Source organism: Parafrankia soli (assembly GCF_001854695.1).
Classification (GTDB): Bacteria; Actinomycetota; Actinomycetes; order Frankiales; family Frankiaceae; genus Parafrankia; species Parafrankia soli.
In genome coordinates, this window is record NZ_MAXA01000233.1 from 36,541 (window position 1) to 58,976 (window position 22,436).

Consider the following 22,436-nt stretch of genomic DNA (forward strand, 5'->3'; position numbering starts at 1 on the left):
TCAACACGGCGACGCCACCGTTGCCTCATGACGGTTCTCAGTTTGGATGCCGGGCGCGCCCGCGCCGCGGTGGCGGCCGGCCGGCCCGGTCGGCCTGGTCAGCCCGGTCGGAGGTCACGGTGAAGGCGGTCGTCCAGGACAGGTTCGGCCCGCCGGACATCCTGCGGCTGGCCGATGTCGACGTGCCGGTGCCGGGGCCGGACGAGGTGCTGGTGCGGGTGCGGGCCGCGGCGCTGAACCCGTACGACTGGCACATGCTGCGCGGCGACCCGTACGTCGCGCGGCTGATGGGCGGGATGGGGCTGCGCCGGCCGAAGAACCCGGTGGCCGGGCTGGACGCGGCCGGCGTGGTCGAGGCGGTCGGCGTGAACGTGCGCGAGCTGAGCCCGGGCACGGAGGTGTTCGGCTTCTGCCCGGGCGCCTTCGCCGAGCTCGCCCGCACCCGGCCGGGCATGCTGGCCCGCAAACCGGCCGGCCTCGCCTTCTCCGACGCGGCGGCGCTGCCGACCGCCGGTACGACGGCACTGCGCGGGGTGCGGGAGACCGGCGAGGTGCGGGCCGGGACCAGGCTGCTCGTCAACGGTGCCGCCGGTGGGGTGGGCACCTACGCCGTCCAGATCGCGGCCGGGCTGGGCGCTGAGGTGACCGGCGTGTGCAGCGGGCGCAACGCCGAACTGGTCCGCTCGCTCGGCGCCGCGCACGTCGTGGACTACACGAAGGGCGACTTCACCGCGGACGGCTTCCTCGAGCGGCATGGGGGTTACGACGTGATCCTCGACAACGTCGGGAACCACCCGCTGCGCCGGCTGCGGCGGGCGCTCGCCCCGCGCGGCACGCTGGTGGTCAACGCGGGCGGCTCACCCGGGCGGGTGTTCGGCGCGGTCGGCGCCATGCTCGGGGCGGTAGCGGCCGACAGGTTCGTCCGCCAGCACCTGCGCGTCCTGCCCACCCGCCTCGACCGCTCCGAACTGGCCGCGCTCGCCGACCTCGCCGCGGCCGGCGGGCTCACCACCGTCGTCGACCGGACGATCCCGCTGGTGGACGTCGCCGCGGGGCTGGCCCTGGTCGAGGCCGGCCACGTCCGCGGAAAGATCGTCGTCGACGTGGTGTGACCCCGGGCGCGGATGGCGGTGCGCCCGCGGCGCAGGTCACGCCCCAGGCGACCCGTCAGGTCACGAGGTCGGCGTCGGAGCGGGGCAGCCGAAGGTGCCTGCCCTCGGCTGTCATCCGGTGCATCAGGGCGACCGCGTCGCGCTTGTCGACATGGCCGTCGGCGACCGCCATTCCCATGACGTCGATCGTCTCGGCGGTGGTGATGCCGCGCCGGCGGGCGTACCGCAGGGACTCCCGGTCGTCGGAGATCCACCAGGAGCCGGCGAAGGCCGCCCACTCGAGGATCACGAAGCAGCTCTCCGCCTCACCGAGGTGCCGCAGCGGTTCGGCGTCGGTGCCGCCGAACACGGCCCGCCKGATGCGGTTGACCCGCCGGATGTCGACCTCGTCGACGATCTCGATCGCCTCGCCGAGCCAGCCCTCCGCCGGCAGCAGGGCCAGGTCGGGGAAGTAACGCGCCGAGCGGCTCGCCTCGTGGGCGACGGCGGCCGTCCAGCGCCCGCGCCCCCGGAGCACCGACCTGAGCAGGTCAAGGCGCCCCACGGCGGCGAAGTTGCACAGGACGGTGTTGTCGGGGAAGAGAAGTTCCGTGGCTACTCCCCGGGCGCCGGGCGGTCCGCTTCGAGTGCGGTGCTGAGATCATCGACGTCTACGCCGAGCAGGTTGGCATAGGGACGCAGGGTTGTCACGCCGGTTTCGTAGGCGGCGTAGGTGTCCCGGAGCATGAGCCCGGGTGGCCGCGGGGTGCCGGCGACCGCGGCCCGCCGGGCGAACTGGTCGCTGCGGCCGGCGAGGTGGGCCGCCTTCGGCCCCGTCATCCGCTTCAACCGGTCACACGTGGCCGAGTCGATCATCTGGAGGTTGCGCAGCCGGTAGGCCAGTGCCGACGGAGTCACCATCAGGTCACAGGCGAGGGTGGCGAAACAGCTGTCGGCGAAGCCGGCCGGGTCGACCGGGTCGCCGACCGCGTCGCCGAGGGCGTCGGCCGGCATCAGGAACGCCGAGGCGAACGCGTTCGCGCGGATCTCGCTGGGATCCCTCGCCTGGGCGAGGTCGAAGATGTCCCGGTCGAGGTGGACGTCCTGGTCGTCGCCGGCGAGCAGGTGGCCGAGCTCGTGGGCGAGGGTGAACCGCTGGCGGGCCGGCACCGGGGATGTCGCCAGCAGGATCAGCGCCACCTCGGCGGAGGCAACGGCCAGGCCGTCGATGCCCGGGCCGAGGTCGGCGACGGCGATGTCGACGCCGAAGACGGCCTCGATCACGCTGATCAGGTCCTCTTCCAGCACCGACCGGCCCGCCTTGTCGACCTCGTCGAGCGCGCGCCCGGCCAGCCGCCGGCCCTGCTCAGACCAGCCGACGGGAACGTGCTCCAGCCGGGGCCCCTGCCAGGGTGCCGGGTAGCCGAGTTCGGCCAGGTCGGCGCGCATCGTGCTGAGGTGTCTGGCCGTGGCGAGCGCGCCGCCCGCGTCACCGCCGGCGGTTCTGGCAGCCAGCGAGAGGGCCGGCTCGTCACCGGTGAGGAGCCAGTCGACGGTGACCTCGCAGGCCTGCGCGATGCGGGCCAGGTCCGTCGAGGAGAAGCGGCGGGTGCCGCGCAACGACTTCGACATCTTCGACTCGTCGAGCCCGATGCGCAGCCCGAAATCGCGACGGGTCAGCCCGGACGCCTCGATCAGCCCGGCGACCCGCTCGGGAACGGTGGCGTGCCTGGGGGAGGCCGCCTGCCCGGACGAAGTCGTGTGCCCGGACGAAGTCGGGCGTTCGGGGATGCTGGGCACTCTGCGACGATAACCTCGCCTTGCGATTTTCGCAAGATGGCCCGGGGTGGCGCGTCAGGCGCTGGTGTCGGAACCCGCGCCCGTGCCCGCGCCCGCACCAGTGTCGGTGTCGGTGTCGGTGTCGAGCAGGGTGGTGAGCAGGTCGCGAAGCTGGCCGAGGCCGTCGGCGCCGAGCCGGGCGGCCCACTCCCGCTCCACGGCCAGCGCGGTGGCGCGCATCGCCCGCAGCGCCACCAGGCCGAGCGCCGTCAGTCGGACGACGCGGGCCCGCCCGTCGCGCGGATCGGCCACCCGCTCGACGTAGCTGCCCTTCTCGAGCGTGGTAACCACCTGAGCCACGGCCTGTCGGGAGACGCCGAGCTGCTCCGCCAGCTCGGAGACCCGCCGTCCACCGCTCAGCAGGGGGATCAGCAACTGCGCGTGACCCGGGCGCAGCCCGGTGAGCCCGGCCTCGGTGAACCCGGCGGCCACCCGGGACGCCTGCGACCGGGCCACGGCCTGCAACAGCGCCGGGGTGGTCTGCGCGGCGGCCGGCCTGGACATGTGAGTCACGTTAGCTCTCGGCCACGTCGACATTCCGGTCGCGCGGGCAGTCCGCCGTTGCGAATAGGAAAGACCCTTGCCTATTCTGTCGGGCATGACGAAACGGGACGGACCCCAGCGCCGCCGGGCCGCCGGGCCGCCGGGCCGCCGGGCCGCCGGGCCGCCGGGCCGCCGGGCCGGCCAAGCCGTCCTACCAGGGCTAGGCCCTATATCGGACAAACCGCCTGAACGTCAGGGTGGCCTGCTCGCCTTCTGACATCCTTCTCGCCCTTTCAGACCGGATTCCGCGGAAAATGCCCCCGARATGGCGAGAAAGAAACCAAGAGGCGAGTAGCCGAGCACCAGAAGCACCAGGGCCTCCGCCGCCGGGCCGTGTCTGAGGTCAACAATCGGCACATGGGAGAGGCAGGCCGTGCACATGGCGCGCAGAGTCGTCACCCGAGAGCACCTGGAGCCTGTCGCACGCGCCGCGCTGGGCGCTGGACATCGACTCGTGGGTGTCTCCCGGCTGCGAGGCGGAAGCAGGAAGGGCGTGTACCGACTAACTCTCGACGACGACTCGACCGCGATCGTCTACATCTGGGACGACTCCGAGAACTACTGGCCCACCCCGCGGGCCGGCGGTACCGACAGCGGTACCGACAGCGATACCGATACCGACACCGACAGCCACACGGACCCGTTCGAGCCGGCCTCAGGCCTCGATCTCTTCGAGGCCGCCCACCGCGAGCTGGACGTCCTCGGCATCCGCACGCCGCGGATCCGACTGACTGACCGGAGCGGGGGTCACTACCCGGCGGACGTCGCCGTGGTCGAGGACGTGCCCGGCGACAGCCTGGAAGCACTGCTCCGGGAGGACCCGCACGGCGCGGAGGCGACGATGGCACAGCTCGCCGAGACGCTCGCCGTGATGCGGGGGCACCACGGTCCACACTTCGGCAAGGTCGCCCTGGCCAACAAGGGCGGTACGTCCAGGGGCGGCTCCTGCGAGCAGGTCGTCCTCGAACGCGCGCTCGGCGACCTCGCCGAAGCCGCCGTCCGTGACACGCGGCTCACCCGCGGCCGGGAGCGCCTGGAGTCAGTGGTCCACACACTGGCCGCGGCCGTGCGCCCGCGTTCGCGGTACGGGCTCGTCCACGGGGAACTCGGGCCGGACCACGTTCTGGTGGACCGGCGTGGGCGGCCGGTCCTCATCGACGTCGAGGGGCTGATGTTCTTCGACGTCGAGTGGGAGCACGTGTTCCTGCGGCTGCGCTTCGGCGAGCATTACCGGTGGCTGGAACACGGTGACCTCGACGCGCGGCGGCTGGCGTTCTACACGCTGGCGATGCGCCTGTCGCTCGTCGCCGGGCCGCTGCGGCTGCTCGACGGTGACTTCCCGGAGCGCGCCCTGATGAGGGATATCGCCGAACGCAATCTCYGCGAGGCGCTCGCCTTCCTGCCCGCGGACGTCCGTTGAACCCCTCCGAATGAACCCCTCCGAACAGGGCGGCTAGCCGAACACCCTGGTGGTGGCGAGGACGGCGAGGCGGTTGTCGCCGCCGGCGTCGCGGGCCTCGACGCGGCCGAGACCGTCCCGTACCTGGGCCGTGGCCACGACGGGGCCGGTGCGCACCGGGCGCAGGAAGCGCAGGGCCAGGGAGGAGAGCGAGGTGCCCGGGGTCAGGGAGAGCGCCGCCTCCTCGACGGCCAGGGCGATCAGCCCGCCGCTCACCGTCTGCGACGAGTTCAGCCCGTCCTCGGTGCGGGGGAGCGTGGCGATGCCCGGTTCGCGGATCTCGCAGCGCGCGCGCTCGGCCAGCGGGACCTGGAGCCGTCCTCCGCGGGGGCGGGAGGCCAGGCCGGTCTGCGCCGATGGCATGATCATCTCTGGGTTCGGAGCGGCCATGAAGGACGCGGTGCAGAACGCCAGCTCGTCGCCGCCGGTGCCGGTGAAGACCACCTCGACGCCACAGACCGACTTCCCGGCCTTGACCAGCCGCGCCACGGTGCTGATGGTCCCGGACTCGTGCAGCGGGCGGTAGACGTGCACGTCGAGGTCGAGGGTGACCGGAACCCGCGGGGCGACGGCGGCCATGACGGCATGCCCGCACGCGGTGTCGGCCCAGACGGCGAGAATGGAGGTCCGGACGCTCGGGGTGCCGGGCACGAACATCTCGGGGACGATCGCCGCCGACCCGCGCAGTTCGTCACCGACCCTGGTCAGCTCGAAACCGAGGTCGGACAGGATGTGCGTGCTCGGGCGCACGTCGCTGTCACTGCTCACGGAAGCCACGCTCCTGGTCCGGGGACGAGACGGGACGAGACGGGGAGGGGCGGGGGCACGTGACCTCGATGTCACGCCCGACGGCCGGAGCACGCCGTCGCTGGCCTCGTCCTCCCCGGCGGCCGCCGGAGCAGGTGCTCCGCGCACCACACTAAGCAAATATCGACGTCACAATCAAAGGAACGTGGCCGCCACGGTCAGGGCTCCCAGTCCCCGTCGTCGCCGGTCAGACAGGTGGAGAGCCAGTCCGCGGCCTCGACGAAGTCGTGCCCCGTCAGCCGCTGGCCCGCGGGCGGGGCGGGCCGGTCGGCACGGGGATAGGAACCCAGGAACCGGATCTTCCGGCAGATCCGGTGCAGCCCCATCAGGGCCTCGCTGACCCCGCGGCCGCTGACATGCCCCTCCGCGTCGATCGAGAAGCAGTACCGGCCCAGCCCCTCACCGGTCGGCCGGGACTCGATCCGGATCAGGTTGACCTTGCGGACCGCCCACTCCTGCAGCAGCGCCAGCAGCGCGCCCGGCTCGTCCTCGGTCGGCCACACCACGATGGACGTCTTGTCCGCGCGCGTCGGCGCGGTCGTCGGGCCGGGACGTCCGAGCAGGACGAACCGGGTCGTGGCGTCGGCGGCGTCGTTGACGTTGGTCAGCAGCGCCTCCAGGCCGTAGCGCCGCGCCGTGAACTCCCCGGCGAAGCAGCAGTCGAACCGCCCGTCCCGAACCAGCCTGGCTCCCTCGGCGTTGGACGCCGCCGACTCCCACTCCGCGTGCGGCAGGTTCGCCGCCAGCCACCGGCGCACCTGGGCCTGGGCGACCGAGTGGCCGGTGACCGTCTTGACGTCGTCCAGCGTCGTGCCCGGCCGCACCAGCAGCGCGAAGCTGATCGGCAGCAGCACCTCGCGGCGGATGACCAGCGGCCGGCCGGTCGCCAGCTCGTCCAGTGTGGCGGTCACCGCGCCCTCGACGGAGTTCTCGATCGGCACCAGCGCCGCGACGGCGTCCTCGTTGCGCACCGCGTCCAGCGCCGCCGCCACCGACATGGACGGGAACAGCTCGTGGGTCGCCGCCTCCGGCAGCGTGCGCAGCGCGGCTTCGGTGAAAGTCCCCTCAGGGCCCAGGTAGGTGAGGCGGGCGTGCGGGGCGTGGGCAGGCAAGACATGTCTCCTGGGACCGGTTCGGCGGCGGTCGTCGCCTGCGGGGTGAAGGTCGGCGGTCACAGGTGGCGGAGGAGCGTCGTGGGGTTCTCGACCGCGTCGGCGACGAAGCGCAGGAACGCACCGGCGGTGGCGCCGTCGCAGACCCGGTGGTCGAACGTGAACGAGAGCTGGGTGATCCGGCGGACGGCCAGCTCGCCGTCCACCGCCCACGGCCTGGGGAGGATCCGGCCGATGCCGATCATGGCCACCTCGGGATGGTTCACGATGGGCGTGGCGCCGTCGACGCCGAAGACGCCGTAGTTGTTCAGGGTGAACGTGCCGCCGGTCAGCTCGGCGGGGGTGAGCCGGCCCGCCCGGGCGGCGGCGGTCAGCCGGGTCACCTCGGCGGCGAGGCTGGCGGTGGTGTGGCCCTGGGTGTCGCGCACCACCGGGACGACGAGTCCACGCGGGGTCTGCGCGGCGAACCCGAGGTGGACGGCGCGGTGCCGGCGCACGCCGGTCGCGCGGCCGTCGGCGTCGGTGACGACGGTCGAGTTCAGGTCGGGGAAGTGGCGCAGCGCGGCGACGCAGACCCGGGCCAGCAGCGCCAGCACGCCGATGCGGGGCTCGGCGCCGCCCGCGTTGAGGGCGTCCCGGGCGGCGAGCAGCTCGGTGGCGTCCGCGTCGACCCAGGTGGTCGCGTCCGGCACCTCGCGTCGGCTGCGCCCGAACGCCTCCGCCGCGCGCCGCGCCAGCGGGCTCAACGGGACGACGTCCGGGTCGGCCGGGTCGAGGACGTCCGCGGCGGTGGCCTGGCCGGTGCGGGGGGCCGGGCCGCTTCGGGTGGCTGCGGTGATGGCCGCCTCGACGTCCCGGCGGCGGATCAGGCCGTCCGGGCCGGTGCCGGTGAGCTCACGCAGGTCGACGGCGTTGTCCCGGGCGAGCCGCCGGACCAGCGGCGAGATCACCTTGACCGCCTGCCGGGCGTCGCGCGCCGTCGGCATCGACGCGGGTGGCATCGGCACGGGTGGCGTCGACGGCAGGGACTCCGGGGCGGTCGTACCGACCAGCGACCGGTCAACGCGGCTGGCGCGGCTCGCGCGGCCGGCACGGCTGGCCGGCGCGGGCTCGGCGCGGGGGCCGTAGCCGATGAGGACCCTGCCGGACCCTCCGCCCGCCGACCCCGGAGCGCCGTCCGGGCCGTCCGGGCCGTCCGCCGGCTGTTCCGCGGATTCGTCGACCGTCACGGTGATCAGCGGGGTGCCGACCGGGACGGCGGTGCCGGGCGGGCCGGCGAGCGCGGTGACGACGCCCGCGTGCGGGCACGGCACCTCGACGACCGCCTTCGCCGTCTCGACCTCGGCCACCGGCTGGTCGACGACGATGACGTCCCCGATGCCGACCATCCAGCGGACGATCTCGGCGGAGGTCAGCCCCTCGCCGAGGTCCGGGAGGGCGAATTCGAGTACCGCGGCCACGGTGTCACTGCTCCCACTGGAGTCGGGCGACGGCGTCGAGGACGCGGTCGACGCTGGGAAGGTAGTGATGCTCGAGCATCGGCGGCGGGTACGGGATGTCGAACCCGGTGACCCGCAGCACCGGGGCGGCCAGGTGGTGGAAGCACCGCTCGGTGACCCGGGCGGCGATCTCCGCGCCGACGCCGCCGAAACCCGCGGCCTCGTGCACCACGACCGCGCGCCCGGTGGCCCGGACCGCCGCGCAGACCGTCTCGTCGTCGAAGGGCACCAGCGAGCGCAGGTCGACGACCGCCAGGTCCCAGCCCTCCGCGACCGCGGCCTCGGCGGCCCGCAGGCACACCGGCAGCGCCGGGCCGTAGGTCAGCAGCGTCGCCGAGGTGCCGGGCCGGCGGACGGCCGCCCGTCCGATCGGCCCGACCTCGGCGCGGGTGACCTCGGCGGGGGAGAGCCCGTCCTCGGTGGACCAGTAGAGCCGCTTGGGTTCCAGGAAGACGACCGGGTCGTCGGACGCGATCGCGGCGCGCAGCAGCCCGTAGCTGTCGGTGACGGTGGCCGGGGTGACCACGTGCAGCCCCGGGGTGTGCGCGTAGTACGCCTCGCTGGAGTCGCTGTGATGCTCCACGCCGCCGATGCCCCCGCCGTACGGCACGCGGATCGTGATCGGGAGCCCGACAGCCCCGCCGGTGCGGTTGCGCATCTTCGCCACGTGCGACGCGAGCTGCTCGAACGCCGGGTACGCGAAGGCGTCGAACTGCATCTCGACGACGGGCCGCAGCCCGTACATCGCCATGCCCACCGCGGTGCCGAGGATGCCCGCCTCGGCCAGCGGGGTGTCGAGGCAGCGCTGCGTCCCGAACTCGGCGGCGAGGCCGTCGGTGACCCGGAACACGCCGCCGAGCGCACCGACGTCCTCACCGAGCACGTGGACGTCGGGATCCGCCCGCAGCGAGTCGCGCAGCGCGGCGTTGAGCGCCTGTACCATCGTCGCCGCGCTCACCGGGCCTCGCCCCCGGCCGGGCCGGTGCCTGCCTGGTTGGTGCCCGCGTGGTCGGTGTCTGCGTGGTCGGTGTCCGCGGGGTCGGTCTCGGCGGCGATGCGGGCGGCCAGCTCGGCGGCCTGCTCCCGCAGCTGGCTGGTCGGACGGGCGTAGACGTGCGCGAACAGCGAGCCTGGGTCCACCGCGGGGGGCTCGGCGCCGAACTCGGAGCGCATCTCGGCGGCGAGCTCCTCGGCCGCCGCGGCCACGGCGGCCCCCGCCGCGTCGTCGAGGAGGCCGGCGTCGCGCAGATGCCGCTCCAGCAGTGTCACCGGATCCCGGGCCTGCCAGGCGGCGACCTCCTGCGCCGTGCGGTACCGGGTCGCGTCGTCGGCGCTGGTGTGCGCGTCCAGCCGGTAGGTGACCGCCTCGACCAGCACCGGCCCCCGTCCCGCCCGCGCGTGCTCGACCGCGGCGCCGAGCACGGCGTGCACCGCCGGCGCGTCGTTGCCGTCGACGAGACGTCCGGTGACGCCGTAGCCCACCGCCTTGTGAGCCAGCGTCGGCGCCGCGGACTGCCGCGCCAGCGGCACCGAGATCGCGTAGCCGTTGTTCTGCACCAGGAACACCACCGGCGCGTTCAGCACCCCCGCGAAGGTCAGCGCCTCGTGGAAGTCACCCTCGCTGGTGGCACCGTCGCCGACGAGGGCGAGGGCCACGACGTCCCGCGGCGCCCCCGGGTCCGACGCCGCGCGCAGCCGGGCGGCATGCGCCAGCCCGACCGCATGGCAGGCCTGGGTGGCCAGCGGGGTCGCCAGCGGCGCGATCCGGTGTTCCCGCGGGTTGTACCCACCGTGCGTGTGCCCCCGCATCATGGCCAGGACGTCCGCCGGCCGCACCCCGCGCGACACCACCGCCAGCGTGTCGCGGTAGGTCGGGAACAGCCAGTCCGTCTCCCGCAGCACCATCGCGGGGGCGATCTGGCACGCCTCCTGCCCGGTGGAGGCCGGATAGACCGCGATGCGGCCCTGCCGGGCCAGGGTGGTGGCCTGCTGGTTGTAGCGACGTCCCAGCACCAGGCGGCGGTGGAGCGCGCGCAGCAGCTCGGCGTCGAGCGCCCGCGCCGCCGGCGTGCCGAGCACCCGGGCCGGCTCGGGACCAGGCAGCAACGGCCCCGGCTCACGCCGCGGACCGTGGTAGACCGGACCGCGGTCGGTCGGGCCGTGGGAGCCTGGCGGCCCGGCGAGGCCGGACGCGGCGCTGGCGTCGAGGATCGTCATGGTCCACCTTCGGCAGTTGGCGGCGGAAAGGGTTCGAATGCGGCCCGTCGCCGGCTCTGCAGCCCGACCGAGACGCGGCGGTGCCCCTCACCACCCTGGTGAGCCGCCAACGCGAGGTCCGACGTTCAGGAAACGAGATGTGGCCAGCGGTGGCCGGGCGCGAGCTGTTCAGGTTCGCCGGCATGCCCGGTTCGGGCGCTGTCCGTGATCACGATCCTTCTCCGCTCGACTTCTTGGCACTGGCTGGGCTTCGCGGCTTCCCGTTGACGGTATCCAGGCGGTAGCCGGCCGCTGCCAACCGATTTTCCGCCTCTGCTCGACGGCTGGACCGTGTTCAGAATCACCCTGGGGGTTCGTGTATGGCATCAGCTGCGTGGGTCATGTCGTAGGGAAACACGGGCAGAATCTTGCGGTTGTTCTCCGCGTGACACCTTGACTACCCGGTTTTCCGGTAATAGTGGTGGCATTTCAAGGGCTGGTCGGTGCTTGCCGATCAGACTCGTTTCTGTTCCTGTTTTACCTGGTCAGAGGCATGATCGAAATCTGTTGGCCGGAATTTTCCGCAGTGGATGTGAGTAGTGCGGCACGGTATCCGCTGGCCGTTACGCGCAGTGCTCCCACGGGCCGGATGTCCAATTTCCGGGCGGCCGCGGCGCCGCCTGAACCCGCCGGACTTTCGGCCCTCCCGACCTGTGACCAGGGTCTCCGTCGGGGCCGCCGAAAGTGCCCTCGACGATTGTCATCCTGCCGTCCGGACCCGTTTCAGATCCTATTGGGTTGGGACGGACGAGCCAAAGCGCCCGGCCGGCTGAATGGCTCCGCCGTCGCTCCGAGTGCTGCTTCTGCCCCCGTGCAGGTGTCGCCGTCCGCACCCGGCCCCAGAGCAAGATCGAAGCGTGGCGGCGGAGAAGCGTGCGGCGGAGAAGCGTGGCGGCTGGGTGAGTCCATAGGCTCGCTGACTCGCCACACATCAACTGCGCACACTCCGGGGTGCCCGCCGAGTCGAGGTGTGTGGCTGAACGTGTGTGCTTGGTGGCCTGTCGGTGTTCGCTGTTCGGGGGGTGGTGGTGGGGAGGCGGATCTTGACGGCTTGGCTGAGTGAACGCATACTCGCCCGAATGTCGAACGGTGGGAACGGCGGACCGGAACCGAGGGCACTCCCGATACCGGCGGACTGGGATGACGTCACTCCCGGCTGGATGACGGCGGCGCTCGCCAGCCGGCACCCGGGCTCGGAGGTCGGCGAGGTCAGGCTGGTCCTCCGGGACGACGGCAACAACCGCCGTGCCCGGTTCGGCGTCACCTACAGCGCGGGCACCGGCCCGGACACCGTGTTCTGCAAGGCGGAGGGCCTCGGCGAGCACCGGGTGCTGCACCGGAACAACGGGAACATGTTCAACGAGCCGGACCTGTTCGCGTCCGGTGCCCCCCTCCCGGTCGATCATCCCGCCTCGTACCTGGTCGTCATTGACCGTCCGGCCGAGGACTACGTGATCGTCATGGAGGACGTGACCGGGCGCGGTGCCGATCCTCGCGACGCCACCCGGCCGATGACACCCGACCAGGTCGCGCACGGGCTGCGCGGGCTCGCCCGGCTGCACAGCCGGTACTGGGGGTTCTCCGGCGAGACGAACCCGGAGCTGGCCTGGGTACGGACCTGGGCGGCGACCGAGGGCTTCGCCGGGGCGCTGCGCACGCGCGTGCCGACCGGGGTCGAGCGCGGCATCGACCTGCTGCCCGACGAGGTCAGGTCGCGCAGCGCCGACGAGCTCGTCGGGCTGTGGTGGCGCTACGTGGAGTCGCTGGCCGCGGACCCGCCGACCCTGCTGCACGGAGACGCCCACATCGGCAACACCTACGTCCTGCCCGACGGCGACGTCGGGTTCCTCGACTGGCAGGTGGCGCGGCGCGGCGGCTGGTCGCAGGACGTCGGCTACTTCCTGGTGGGCTCGCTGACGGTGGCGGACCGGCGCGAGCACGAGGCCGACCTGGTCGCGGAGTACCTGGGGGCGCTGGAACTGCCGGGGGAGCGGCGCCCGTCGCTGGAGGCCGGCTGGCTGTCCTACCGTGCCTCGGCGGCCTACGGTCTCGCGGTGTGGCTGTCGACGTTGGGGACCGACGGCTGGCAGCGCCGGGACGTCTCGCTCGCCCTCGCCGAGCGGTACGGGGCGGCGTTCGTCGAACTGGAGACCGAGGCGGCGCTGGACCGCCTGCGCCCCTGCGCCCTTGAGCCCTTGAGCCCCTGAGCACCCGCGTCCCTGAGCACCAGCGCCGGCGACGCCCGGTCGTTGCGGGCCATAAAAAAGTGAACGTACACTTATCAGCTGTGCATCCGTTGTCTGAGCGCAAGGACGGTAAGCCGGGAAGCGGGCCGCTGGCGGGGGTGAAGGTCGTCGAGCTCGCCGGCCGCGGGCCGGGGCCCTTCGGCGCGATGATCCTCGCCGATCTGGGGGCCGAGGTCGTCCGCGTCGCCCGGCTCGAGGACGTCGCGCCGAGCGAGGAGGAGAGCGCGACCGAGCGCTCCCTGAAGGGGCACCGCCGGATCGACCTGCTGACCCGCGGACGCCGGTCCGTCGCGCTCGACCTCAAGCATCCCGGCGGCGTCGAGGCCGTCCTGCGGATGGTCGACCGGGCGGACGTCCTCGTCGAGGGGTACCGGCCGGGGGTGGCCGAGCGGCTCGGGCTGGGGCCGGACGAGTGCCTGTGGCGCAACCCCCGGCTGGTGTACGCGCGGATGACCGGGTTCGGGCAGGAGGGCCCCTACGCCCGCAGCCCCGGGCACGACATCAACTACGTCGCCCTCGCCGGGGCGCTCGATCCGCTGCGCCGCCCCGGCCAGCCGCCGGCCCCGCCGCTGAACCTGCTCGGCGACTTCGGCGGCGGCGGGATGCTGCTGGCCCTCGGCGTGCTCGGCGCGCTGGTCGAACGCGCCCGGTCCGGGCTCGGGCAGGTCGTCGACGCGGCGATGGTCGACGGGGTGGCGCTGCTGACCACTCTGTTCCACGGGATGCGCGCCGAGGGGCTGTGGTCCGACGAGCCGGGCACGAACATCCTCAGCCTGGCGGCGCCGTTCTACAACGTCTACGAGACGTCCGACGGCCGGCATGTCGCGGTCGGGGCGGGTGAGCACCAGTTCTACGCGGAGCTGCTCCAGCGGCTCGGCCTCGGCGACGAGCTGCTCCGCCAGCAGGGCGACCCGGCGACCTGGCCGGCGGGCCGGGCCGCGCTGGAGGCCGTCTTCCGCACCCGCACGCTGGCCGAGTGGACCGCCGAGCTGGAGGGCACCGACACCTGCTTCACCCCGGTGCTGACGATGGAGGAGGCCACCCGCCACCCGCACAACGTCGAACGGCGGACCTTCGTCGAGGTGGACGGCGTCGTCCAGCCGGCACCCGCCCCACGGTTCAGCCGGACCCCGGCGGGGCCGGGCGGGCCACCGGCGGCCGCGGGCCAGCACACCCGGGAGGTCCTGCTCGACTGGGGCTTCGCCCAGGACGACCTCGACGCGCTGCTCGCCTCCGGCGTGGCCCTCCAGGCCCCGACCCGCGAGACGCCCAGCGACGCCGGGCCGACGTGATCACCCGAGCCGGCCGAGTCACCTGAACCGGCCGAGTCGGCCGAGTCGCTCGCGCATCCCGCGGACCGGGGCACCGAAGCCCCGGTTCCGGGACCGGTGGCCGGCCGCCAGCCCGACGGCGTCGCCACGAGCTCCAGCACGCCGCTCACTGTCGTGCCCGCCCGCGGCGCCCCGGCGGGCGCGGCGGGCGCGGCGGGCGCGGCGGGGTCGCGCAGCTCGTACCCCGCCATGGCCTCGGTCCCGCTCAGGAAGACGACCGGCGTGACCCGGTCCACCGCGAGACCCGCGACCCCACCGGCGGATCTCCCCGCGCCGAAGCAGACCCGCACCGCGGCCTCGACCGACCTGCGCGCGCCCGCCGCGTCGGATGGGCCCGGCGGCACCGAGCCCACCACGAGGCTGTCCGCGATCCGGGCGACCTCGTCCGCCCGGCCCCCGCCGACGCTGAGCACGAGACCCGGACCGGGACTCCACAGCAGCGAGAACGACCGTCGGTCACCGATCCCGGTGCTGAGGAGGAACCCGCCGTGACCGTGGACGACGGCGGGCAGCACCGTCTCCCAGCCGGCGCCCGGAGCGTGCGCGACCTCGGCGGCCAGGTCGACCGCCGGGCCGCGCCGGACACCGATCCCGTATGTCGCCGGCCCCACCGGGAGGTCCCCACCGGTGCTGGCGTTCCCGGTGCTGGCGTCGGCGTCGTCAGATCGGGCACTCGCGGGCCGGGCGCCCGCGCGGTCGGCGGGCGCGGCGGCGTAGACCACCCGCACCTCGAAATGGTCGCGCCGCGGGCCGCGGACGTCCCGGAAGTACTCGCCCTCGCGTGACTGCCGGCGGAACCCGGCGGGAACCCACCCCACCCGCACTCCCCAGACCTGCTCCCGGATCTCGACGGTGTCGGCGGTGCTGAGCCGGCTCGGCCGCTGATGCCGCGGCCAGTCGCGCGGCGCCGCCACGACCGCGTCGGCGGCCAGGAGCGCGGCAAGCGTCACTGCGGCCGCGCCGACCACGGGTAACCCGCGGAGCCACCGACCACCGCCGGTGACTCCTTGAGGCCCGTCGGCGGGATGCCTCCGATGTCTCCCGGTCACGAGATGGTCACCGGTGGGCAGGTCAGCAGCCAGGTCGCGCTGGCACAGTAGTCCTGTTTCCTGACCTTCCACCCGTCGGCGGTCCGGATTACGCGGACCGAGCCGTACCACGAGACCTTCGCCACCCCGCCGACCGCCTGTTCCTGGGCTTCCACCTGAAAGGCGAGCACGGCTTCGGTCTCGTTCAGGAAGGTGACCGGCCCGGTTGACGCGACCCGAATGCTTTCCAACAGCTCCCGGTTGGTCCGTAGCGCCCCGTCCATGGAGGTGCGTAGGCCCTCGCCGCCCTCCACTCGGTCAAGGGTGTCCTGCGGGTCCGTTCCAGGGCCGGTGGTGAAGGCGCCGTGCACCACTTGCTCGACCTGGAGCGACTGTCCCGGGTCTGGGGAGATGTCCGGCTCCGGCCCRACGACGAGACTCTCGGCGATCCTCCGGGTGTCGGCCTCCGACGGCCCCCACACGGTGAGCACGACCGCCGGCTCCGGACTCCAGGTCAACCAGAAGGTCAGATCCTCTCCGGTGTAAGCCCCATGCGCAGGCGGCGCGTACGTATAAGTCGGGTGGCCGCGCACATCCGCTGCCCGGATCGGTTTCGCCACATCGGCCTCGCCGATCGCTTCGGTTATCCGCCGCATCCTGGCCTCAAGATCCAGGTCGGGACCGCGGCCGACCGCCACCGTGTAGCCCCGGCTCTCCGGTGTGTCGCGCACCTGGTGGGGTGCGAACCTCGCGGTCGTCGGAAGGCTGTTGTAGGTAGTGACGATCTGGAACCGGTCGAGGTTCGAAGTCGATCCCCAGAGGTTCTGGGCCTCGCGGGAACGCACGCCGTACCCGTCCGGCAGCCAGTGGACGTCCACTCCGTACACCGTGTCGAGCGGTGATCGCAGGATGCTGGTGTCGGCGGGGTACATCGCCGACTTCTTCTCGGGGAGGACCTGCGGGACGACCACCGCGCCGACGGCCGCGACCGCCAGTGCGACGGCGGCGGTGAGCGCCTTGCGTCGGCGGTGGCGGCGTCCACGTTCGATCACGTGCTGCGCCAGGCCGGGGGGCTGGTGGATGATCCGGGCGGCCGAGGTCATCGTCGCCCGCAGGCGCAGCTCGAAGCCGGGGTCCGCGTCTGTGTCAGTCATGGGCGCCGCTCCTTTCCGCGGGGGTGTACTCGGGGCCGAGGACGGTGCGCAGCCGGGCCAGTCCGCGGGCGGCGTGGGTCTTGACGCTGCCCGGGGTGCAGCCGACGGCGGTCGCTATCTGGGTCTCGGTGAGATCGTCGAAGTAGCGCAGCACGATCACGGCGCGTTGGCGCGGTGGGAGCTGGCGCAGCGCGGTGAACAGCTGGTCGCGGGTGGAGAGCGCGTCCGTGCTGTCCGGGGCGCTGTCCGCGATCGGCTCCGTGGCGGTGTCGAGCAAGTCCTCGCGGAAGCGCCGCCGGCGCCGCCGGCTGGCGGCGGCGTTGACGAGCGCCCGGCGCACGTAGGCGTCGGGGTCGTCGACGCGGCGCCAGTGTCGGTAGACGCGCAGTAGGACGTCCTGGAGCAGGTCCTCGCCCGTGTGCGGGTCACCGGCCAGGAAGACGGCGGTGCGCAGCATCGCGGTGCCGCGGGTGGCGACGAAGAGCTCGAACGTCGCCGTCTTCGAGGCGGAGCGTTCCGCCATTGATGTCCCTCCCAGCCGCCGTCCTCGGCTCCCCACTGGATGCCGCCGGAACGTCAGTCACCTTCAAGACGCAGGCGGGTGGGAAATCGGTGGACATGCGACCCGAGGAAATGCGAAAAAATTGTGCGGACGGCCCCGGACGGGAAACCGGGGCCGTCCGCACCCGGTCAGCCGACGGGCACGGTCAGCCGACGGGCACGGTCAGCCGACGGGCACGGCCTCCGGCCGGGGGATGGTGCCGGCGGCGACCAGGGCGGCCCGCTCGTCGGCGTCGAAGCCGAGAGCGTCGAGCACCTCGTGGGTGTGCTCGCCCAGCCGGGGGATGGTGCGCGGGGCGGCGGGCCGGGCCGCCGGGCCGAGCCGGAGGGGGAACGCCGGCTGGTCGATCCGGCCCCGATCGCCCCAGTCGAAGCTGACGACCCGGCCGAGCTGCTGGTTGACCGGGTCGTCGACCAGCCGGGCGATGAATCCCGTGCGGTCCACCTCGGTGACGAGCTCGACGGGCACCTCGGCCGCCTGCAGCCGGAACACCCAGTCCGCGGCGTCGCCGGTGCGGAACACCGCCTCGAGCAGTTCCTCGGCGGGCTGGCGCTCGCCCCGCCGGGTCCGCAGCGGTGGCGGGTCCTGCGGCAGGCCGCCGTCCGCGGCGACCTCGTCCGCCACGACCTCGCGCAGCCGCTGCCACGCCGCCGCGTCGGGCACCGCGAGGGCGAGCCACGCGCCGTCGCCGCACTGGTAGATCCGGTACGCCGCGCCGTAGCCGGTCTGGTCGTGGTCCAGGACCGGGCCCTCGACGACGGCGCCGTCCGCGACGAACGCGCCGGACTTCAGCATCAGCGCCGCGCCGAGCAGGGACGTCTCCACCGACTGGCCCGCGCCGCCGCGGCGGCGCGCGTACAGGCCGGCGAGCACCGCGCAGGCCGCCACCCATCCGCTGGTGACGTCGATCGCGCCCCAGACGAGGAACGTCGGCGGCTGGTCCGTCCCGCCCTGGGACGCCTCGACGCCGGACAGCGCCTGCATCAGGTGATCGTTGGCGGGCAGGAGGGCGCGGGGGCCGGTCGCCCCGAATCCGCTGGAGTGGCTGTAGACGACGTCGGGGTTGACGGCGCGCACCGTCGCCTCGTCGTAGCCGAGCCGCTCGGCGAGGCCCACCCGCGAGTTGTGGTGGACGACGTCGCTCCAGCGGAACAGCCGGCCGAGGACGTCCGCGGCGCCGGGCGCCTTCATGTTCATCGCGACGGCCCGCTTGCCGCGCTGGCCGGCGGCGAACATGGGCTCCATGCCGCGGTGGACGTCCCCGGTGCCCGGCTCCAGCTTGATCACGTCGGCGCCGAGCTCGGCGAGGATCAGCGGGGCGATCGGCCCGGCCAGGTAGGCCGACACGTCCAGGACCCGCACGCCGGTGAGCAGCCGCGTGCCCGGGTCGGGCCGGCTCGGACCGCCCGCCGCGCCCGCCCCGGTCTGAGCGCTCGGTGTCAACGCGGCGCCTGGTGCCGACGCGGTGGCTGGTGCTGACGCGGTGGCTGGTGCTGACGCGGCGTCTGGTGCCGGCCGGGCGTCTGGTGCCGGCCGGGCGTCTGGTGTCGACGCGGTGCCCGGTGTCGACGCGGTGCCCCACGGCTTCACCCGGCCGACCGGCCCCAGTGCCGTGATCGTGCCGCGGTCGGGGTCGTCGCGCTCCACGCTCAGCCCGATCTGCCGGACGTGCGGGTCCAGCAGCGCCTCGCCGGGGCGGAGCACCGGCTCGCAGCGGAAGTTCGCCCCGGCGAGGTCCCGCAGCCACCAGGACCGGTCGCGGGTCGCGAACGCGCGCGCCCACCGCTCGCTGCGGTCGGCCATCGCGCCGGACACCAGGTCGGCGGTGTAGCCCTGCTCGCTCGGCGGCTCGTTCATGTGCTCGAGGAACGCCTCGTAGGCGCCCTTGGCGCCGAACCACAGCTGGACGTACCCGCCGTCGGCGCACCGGTACGCCAGCGTCTCCGCGGGCCCCTGCTCCTTCCAGAGCAGCCTGATCGACGGCGAGGAGTTCTCCACCCGCCCGATGATCATCGGGAGGATCGCCTGGAGGCCGTCGACGAGCGAGGTCTCGGCCCAGCCGCCGCGGCCGGTCGACTCCCGCTCGTAGAGCCCGGCCAGGGCGCCCACCGTCGCCGCGAGGCCGGCGCCCGCGCTGGCCACGGTGAGGTCGGCGAACGCCGGGCCGGGACGGTTCGCCCTGATCTGGGTGAGCAGGCCGGACCGGGCCGCGAGGAGGAGCTCCAGGCCCTCGGTTCCGCCCCCCGCGTTGAAACCGTCCCCGACGCGGACGGCGACCAGCCGCGGGTTGGCCCGGCCGAGGTCCGCGCTGCCCAGCCCCCGAAGCTCGATCGCCTCCGCCGGCCCGGCCAGGAAGACCACGTCGGCGTCGCGGGTGAGCGCGGCGATGGTCTCCGCTGCCGCGGGCTCACCCTCGTCCACCTCGATGATCTGCTTGCCGTGATCCCAGACCAGGCTGAATTCCACCCCCGCGTCCAGGGTGGGACGGCGGCGCGAGCGCACCCGCGTCACCCGCGCGCCGAAGTCGCGCAGCAGCGCGCCGGGGAGGCTGGCGGCCAGCCCCGCGCCGACCGCGCTGACCCCCAGGGCGACCTCGACCACCCGGATCCCGGCCAACGGAGCGGCGCTGTCGGCGCCGATGGTGCTCGTGGTGCCGGTGGTCCCGTCGGCCGACTGCGGTAACTCCGAGTCCGATCGTGATGTTGCCGTGCTCATCGAGCCCCTCCAACCGGTGGCGGCCGGCGGGAGCCGCCAGCCGAGGGAGATTTTCGACGTAGACGTCGGTCAACTCTCTCCGGTGGGCGGGGCGGCGTGCAAGGCCGCCGTCCGCGACCTCCCGGCGGCCTGACCTGCGAGGCTCGCCGCTCTGACCAGCAGGGGCCCGCCCCATGGCCCGCGGTGCGTGCGGCACCTCGCTGGCGTGACCCGCGATGCCTCGCTGGCGTGACCCGCGATGCGCCGCCGGCGTGACCTGCGGCGGCCGGCGATGTGACCTGCGGTGCCACGCTGGCGTGACCTGCGGTGGTCTGAGCAGCTCACCCGATTCGCCTGGTTCGACCGCTTTGTGGCACTTTCGTGCGCGTGGCCGAATGTACCGTGGTCATAGCTGGACGCGGTGTATCCGCTGGTCATCCCCGTTGATCGCTCCTGGTTGTCACCTGCTTGCTGTACGTCCTGAATTCGCGGCGAGAGACCTCCGCCACAACTGCGGATGTTCCTATCGGTACGGGCAGTAATCGATGCATGGGTATAGGTATCTCTCGCGCACAGTTGCGCCGATCCGCCAGGACCGTTGATCAGTTGGTTTCGGCCTGTACCCAACGCCCGCGGACGGGTTGGGGAAGCGTCTGATGGGTCTGCTCGACGCGATCACGAACATGGGTCACACACCGGCGCACGTCCGCCCGCTGACCCCGGGCGACCGCGCCTATCTCGCCTTCGTCCGGCGCAATCCCGGTGAGTACCAGGACATCGGCGCGCTGCTGCACTTCGACGGCCCCCCGCTGGACCTGCCGGCCCTGCGGGCTCACGTGGCCGAGCGGCTGCGCGACCCGCGGGCCCGGATGCTGACCGACCGTCTCGACACGGTGCGGGTCTGGTCCCCCGAGCGGGGCGTGTCGGCCGAGGAGACCCGCTGGGTCTCCGACCCCGACATGAACCTCGACGACCACATCGTCGCCTTCGACCTGCCCCCCGCCGACGGGGACGCCGCGGCGGGGCAGGCTGCCGACGCGTCCCACGACGCCCGGCTGCGGGCCGCCGTCGACGCGATCGTCGCCCGGCCGATCGACCTCACCCGGCCGCCGTGGATGCTCTACCTCCTGCGCGACCCGACCCCGGGCGCGACGGGCACCGCGCTGGTCTACCGCTCCAGCCACGTCCAGCAGGACGGCTTCGCGCTCTACCGGGTGATGTACCTGCTGTTCGGCGAGAGCGACGAGGTCGATCTCGGGCTGGCGCCGACGATCCGCCGCCCCCGCCCGGCCGACTACGCCCGGTTCGTCGGCCGCGGGATCTCCTGCCTGCTGCCGACCCGGCGCCTCGAGTCCTGGGGCGGCCCGCCGAGCGGCCCGGCCCGGCACACCTGGGTGACCACGGAGCTCGCCACGCTGCGCGCGGTGGCCCGCCGGCACGGCGTCACCGTGAACGACGTCTACCTCGCGGCGCTCGCCGGAGCGCTGCGCGCCTGGTCGCTGCCGGAGTGGGAGCGCAGCGGCCGCCAGGTGCACGCGCTGATGCCCATCAGCATCCGCTCCGCGGCCGAGCAGGACGTCCTGTCGAACCACAGCACCGGGGCGCGCGTCCCGCTGTTCTGCGGTGAGCCCGACCCGGCCCGGCGGGTGGCCATGATCGCGGCGGAGACCCGCCGGATGAAGCAGGGCGGGCTGGGCCTGGTGGAGCGCCACCACTTCCCGCTCATGGCGGCGAAGGCCACCCAGCGCATGCTCGCGAACGTCGGCAGCTACCCGGCCCAGATCAACAAGATGGCGCTGGTGGCGACCAACGCCCGGTCGATCCGCGGCCCGCTCTCCATCGCCGGCCGCCGGATGACCGGGCTGATCGGCATGGGTCCGCTGCTCGTCGGACGTCAGCACCTGGCCGTGGCGATGTTCGGCGTGGACGACCGGGTCGGGGTCACGTTCGTGGCCAGCGAGAGCGTCCCGGACCACGCCCGGCTTGCCGACCTGTGGCTGGCCGAGCTGGCCGCGCTGGGCCGGTCCGACTCGCCCGTCGGGGTGAGCGTGCCGACCCAGCGCCTGTCCTCGGCATCGGCCGCGGTGACGGCCGTCATGGCCGGCGCGGGGCCCGGCGCTGTCTCAGGTGCCGTCTCGGGTGCGGTGACCGGTGCCGTCCGGACCGAGGCCGGCGCCCTCATCCGCCCCTGGCGCCGCCGCCCCACCACCCCGGCAGCCCCCGCCATGTAACTGTCACGTGACCTGTCGGAACCGGCCCCGCGTCGGGCCCAGTGAAGCGTGGCGGGTGAGTGAGTCCATGGACTCACTCACCCGCCACGCACCTTCCGGCACCGCGAGATGACCTTGAGTCCGGGTTGGGGGCGGGCCCCGACCCGGGCTCCGGGGTGGGGGTTTGCGGCGGGGAGGTGACCCTGCTGGTTAATTGAGCCGACACGCCGGGTGGGGTCGTCGTCGGGAGCGTGTCGCGGCTGGATCATGCCGTGTGCGGCCGTCTTCCTCCTCTTTTCGTCCGGCTGCGGGATGGGGTGTGTGGTGTCGGTGCATCCTCGGTCGTGGCCGGAGCCGGCGGCGGAGATCGTGAACGCGGTCCGGGTGATGTATGCCCGCCGGAAGGCACCACTGGCGGTAGCGGCGCGCGACCAGTTGGGTGAGCTGTTCGCGGATGAGCAGTTCGTCGAGGCGTTCGGGGTGCGGGGCCGTTCGGGCTGGTCGCCGGGCCGGCTGGCGCTGATCACGGTGCTGCAGATGGCGGAGAACCTGACTGATCGGGCGGCGGTGGACGCGGTCCGGCTGCGGATCGACTGGAAGTACGC

The 22,436-nt window shown here is 73.5% G+C and carries 18 protein-coding genes and 1 pseudogene; 8 read left to right on the forward strand and 11 right to left on the reverse strand.

Annotated elements, in window-relative coordinates:
* Nucleotides 1-119 precede the first annotated feature (119 nt).
* On the forward strand, nt 120-1,112 hold the full coding sequence (locus tag BBK14_RS23490) for an NAD(P)-dependent alcohol dehydrogenase (RefSeq protein ID WP_071065432.1): 993 nt from the start codon (nt 120-122) through the stop codon (nt 1,110-1,112).
* Between the two features lie 55 nt (nt 1,113-1,167).
* Here the strand turns inward: BBK14_RS23490 and BBK14_RS23495 are convergent, their stop codons facing one another.
* Genes BBK14_RS23495 through BBK14_RS23505 form a run of 3 tightly spaced genes read right to left on the reverse strand, consistent with a single transcriptional unit; the run spans nt 1,168 to nt 3,434 of the window.
* Nucleotides 1,168-1,674: a hypothetical protein gene (locus BBK14_RS23495; RefSeq protein WP_476739402.1), complete on the reverse strand. Its 507-nt coding sequence runs from the start codon at nt 1,672-1,674 to the stop codon at nt 1,168-1,170.
* Nucleotides 1,675-1,706: 32 nt separating this feature from the next.
* Nucleotides 1,707-2,891 carry a helix-turn-helix domain-containing protein gene (locus BBK14_RS23500; RefSeq protein WP_071065434.1) on the reverse strand — a complete coding sequence of 395 codons (1,185 nt, stop codon included), beginning with the start codon at nt 2,889-2,891 and terminating at the stop codon, nt 1,707-1,709.
* A 54-nt stretch (nt 2,892-2,945) separates the two neighbouring features.
* Nucleotides 2,946-3,434 carry a MarR family winged helix-turn-helix transcriptional regulator gene (locus BBK14_RS23505; protein WP_071065435.1) on the reverse strand — a complete coding sequence of 163 codons (489 nt, stop codon included), beginning with the start codon at nt 3,432-3,434 and terminating at the stop codon, nt 2,946-2,948.
* Nucleotides 3,435-3,852: 418 nt separating this feature from the next.
* On the opposite strand from BBK14_RS23505, the gene BBK14_RS23510 reads away from it, so the two are divergent.
* Nucleotides 3,853-4,893: a phosphotransferase family protein gene (locus BBK14_RS23510; RefSeq protein ID WP_071065436.1), complete on the forward strand. Its 1,041-nt coding sequence runs from the start codon at nt 3,853-3,855 to the stop codon at nt 4,891-4,893.
* 33 nt (nt 4,894-4,926) lie between these two features.
* Here BBK14_RS23510 and BBK14_RS23515 read toward each other — a convergent pair whose 3' ends face one another.
* From BBK14_RS23515 to BBK14_RS23535, 5 genes are all read right to left on the reverse strand, one after another.
* The gene (locus BBK14_RS23515; RefSeq protein WP_071065437.1) at nt 4,927-5,700 is read right to left on the reverse strand and encodes a PaaI family thioesterase; all 774 of its coding nucleotides are present in this window, start codon (nt 5,698-5,700) and stop codon (nt 4,927-4,929) included.
* 197 nt (nt 5,701-5,897) lie between these two features.
* On the reverse strand, nt 5,898-6,851 hold the full coding sequence (gene pheA / locus BBK14_RS23520) for a prephenate dehydratase (RefSeq protein ID WP_071065438.1): 954 nt from the start codon (nt 6,849-6,851) through the stop codon (nt 5,898-5,900).
* 59 nt (nt 6,852-6,910) lie between these two features.
* Complete coding sequence (locus BBK14_RS23525; protein WP_071065439.1) at nt 6,911-8,311, reverse strand: dihydrolipoamide acetyltransferase family protein; 1,401 nt, start codon at nt 8,309-8,311, stop codon at nt 6,911-6,913.
* 4 nt (nt 8,312-8,315) lie between these two features.
* On the reverse strand, nt 8,316-9,293 hold the full coding sequence (locus BBK14_RS23530) for an alpha-ketoacid dehydrogenase subunit beta (protein ID WP_116430140.1): 978 nt from the start codon (nt 9,291-9,293) through the stop codon (nt 8,316-8,318).
* 11 nt (nt 9,294-9,304) lie between these two features.
* Nucleotides 9,305-10,567, reverse strand: coding sequence for a thiamine pyrophosphate-dependent enzyme (locus BBK14_RS23535; RefSeq protein ID WP_071065441.1), 1,263 nt, complete (start codon nt 10,565-10,567; stop codon nt 9,305-9,307).
* Between the two features lie 1,082 nt (nt 10,568-11,649).
* On the opposite strand from BBK14_RS23535, the gene BBK14_RS23540 reads away from it, so the two are divergent.
* The 4 genes from BBK14_RS23540 (at nt 11,650) to BBK14_RS23555 (ending at nt 14,968) form a co-directional block, all read left to right on the forward strand.
* Entirely contained in the window at nt 11,650-12,813 is a 1,164-nt protein-coding gene (locus tag BBK14_RS23540; RefSeq protein ID WP_241831786.1) for a phosphotransferase, read from the forward strand.
* 89 nt (nt 12,814-12,902) lie between these two features.
* Complete coding sequence (locus BBK14_RS23545; protein ID WP_198541407.1) at nt 12,903-14,144, forward strand: CaiB/BaiF CoA transferase family protein; 1,242 nt, start codon at nt 12,903-12,905, stop codon at nt 14,142-14,144.
* Nucleotides 14,145-14,240: 96 nt separating this feature from the next.
* Nucleotides 14,241-14,675: a hypothetical protein gene (locus BBK14_RS23550; protein WP_071065443.1), complete on the forward strand. Its 435-nt coding sequence runs from the start codon at nt 14,241-14,243 to the stop codon at nt 14,673-14,675.
* A complete protein-coding gene (locus BBK14_RS23555) occupies nt 14,672-14,968 on the forward strand; it encodes a hypothetical protein (protein WP_071065444.1) in 297 nt (98 codons plus the stop codon). Before BBK14_RS23550 ends, BBK14_RS23555 begins: the two co-directional genes overlap by 4 nt.
* A gap of 260 nt (nt 14,969-15,228) precedes the next feature.
* Here BBK14_RS23555 and BBK14_RS23560 read toward each other — a convergent pair whose 3' ends face one another.
* The 3 genes from BBK14_RS23560 to BBK14_RS23570 all read right to left on the reverse strand — a co-directional run bounded on the left by BBK14_RS23560 (nt 15,229) and on the right by BBK14_RS23570 (nt 19,642).
* Nucleotides 15,229-16,365: a hypothetical protein gene (locus BBK14_RS23560; protein WP_071065445.1), complete on the reverse strand. Its 1,137-nt coding sequence runs from the start codon at nt 16,363-16,365 to the stop codon at nt 15,229-15,231.
* Complete coding sequence (locus tag BBK14_RS23565; protein ID WP_071065446.1) at nt 16,358-16,888, reverse strand: SigE family RNA polymerase sigma factor; 531 nt, start codon at nt 16,886-16,888, stop codon at nt 16,358-16,360. Before BBK14_RS23565 ends, BBK14_RS23560 begins: the two co-directional genes overlap by 8 nt.
* A gap of 201 nt (nt 16,889-17,089) precedes the next feature.
* Nucleotides 17,090-19,642, reverse strand: a complete 2,553-nt coding sequence (locus BBK14_RS23570) for a CaiB/BaiF CoA-transferase family protein (protein ID WP_241831787.1) — start codon at nt 19,640-19,642, stop codon at nt 17,090-17,092.
* A 635-nt stretch (nt 19,643-20,277) separates the two neighbouring features.
* On the opposite strand from BBK14_RS23570, the gene BBK14_RS23580 reads away from it, so the two are divergent.
* Nucleotides 20,278-21,852: a WS/DGAT domain-containing protein gene (locus BBK14_RS23580; RefSeq protein WP_071065448.1), complete on the forward strand. Its 1,575-nt coding sequence runs from the start codon at nt 20,278-20,280 to the stop codon at nt 21,850-21,852.
* Between the two features lie 471 nt (nt 21,853-22,323).
* Nucleotides 22,324-22,436 (forward strand): annotated as a pseudogene (locus BBK14_RS42975) (transposase); the annotation flags it as partial.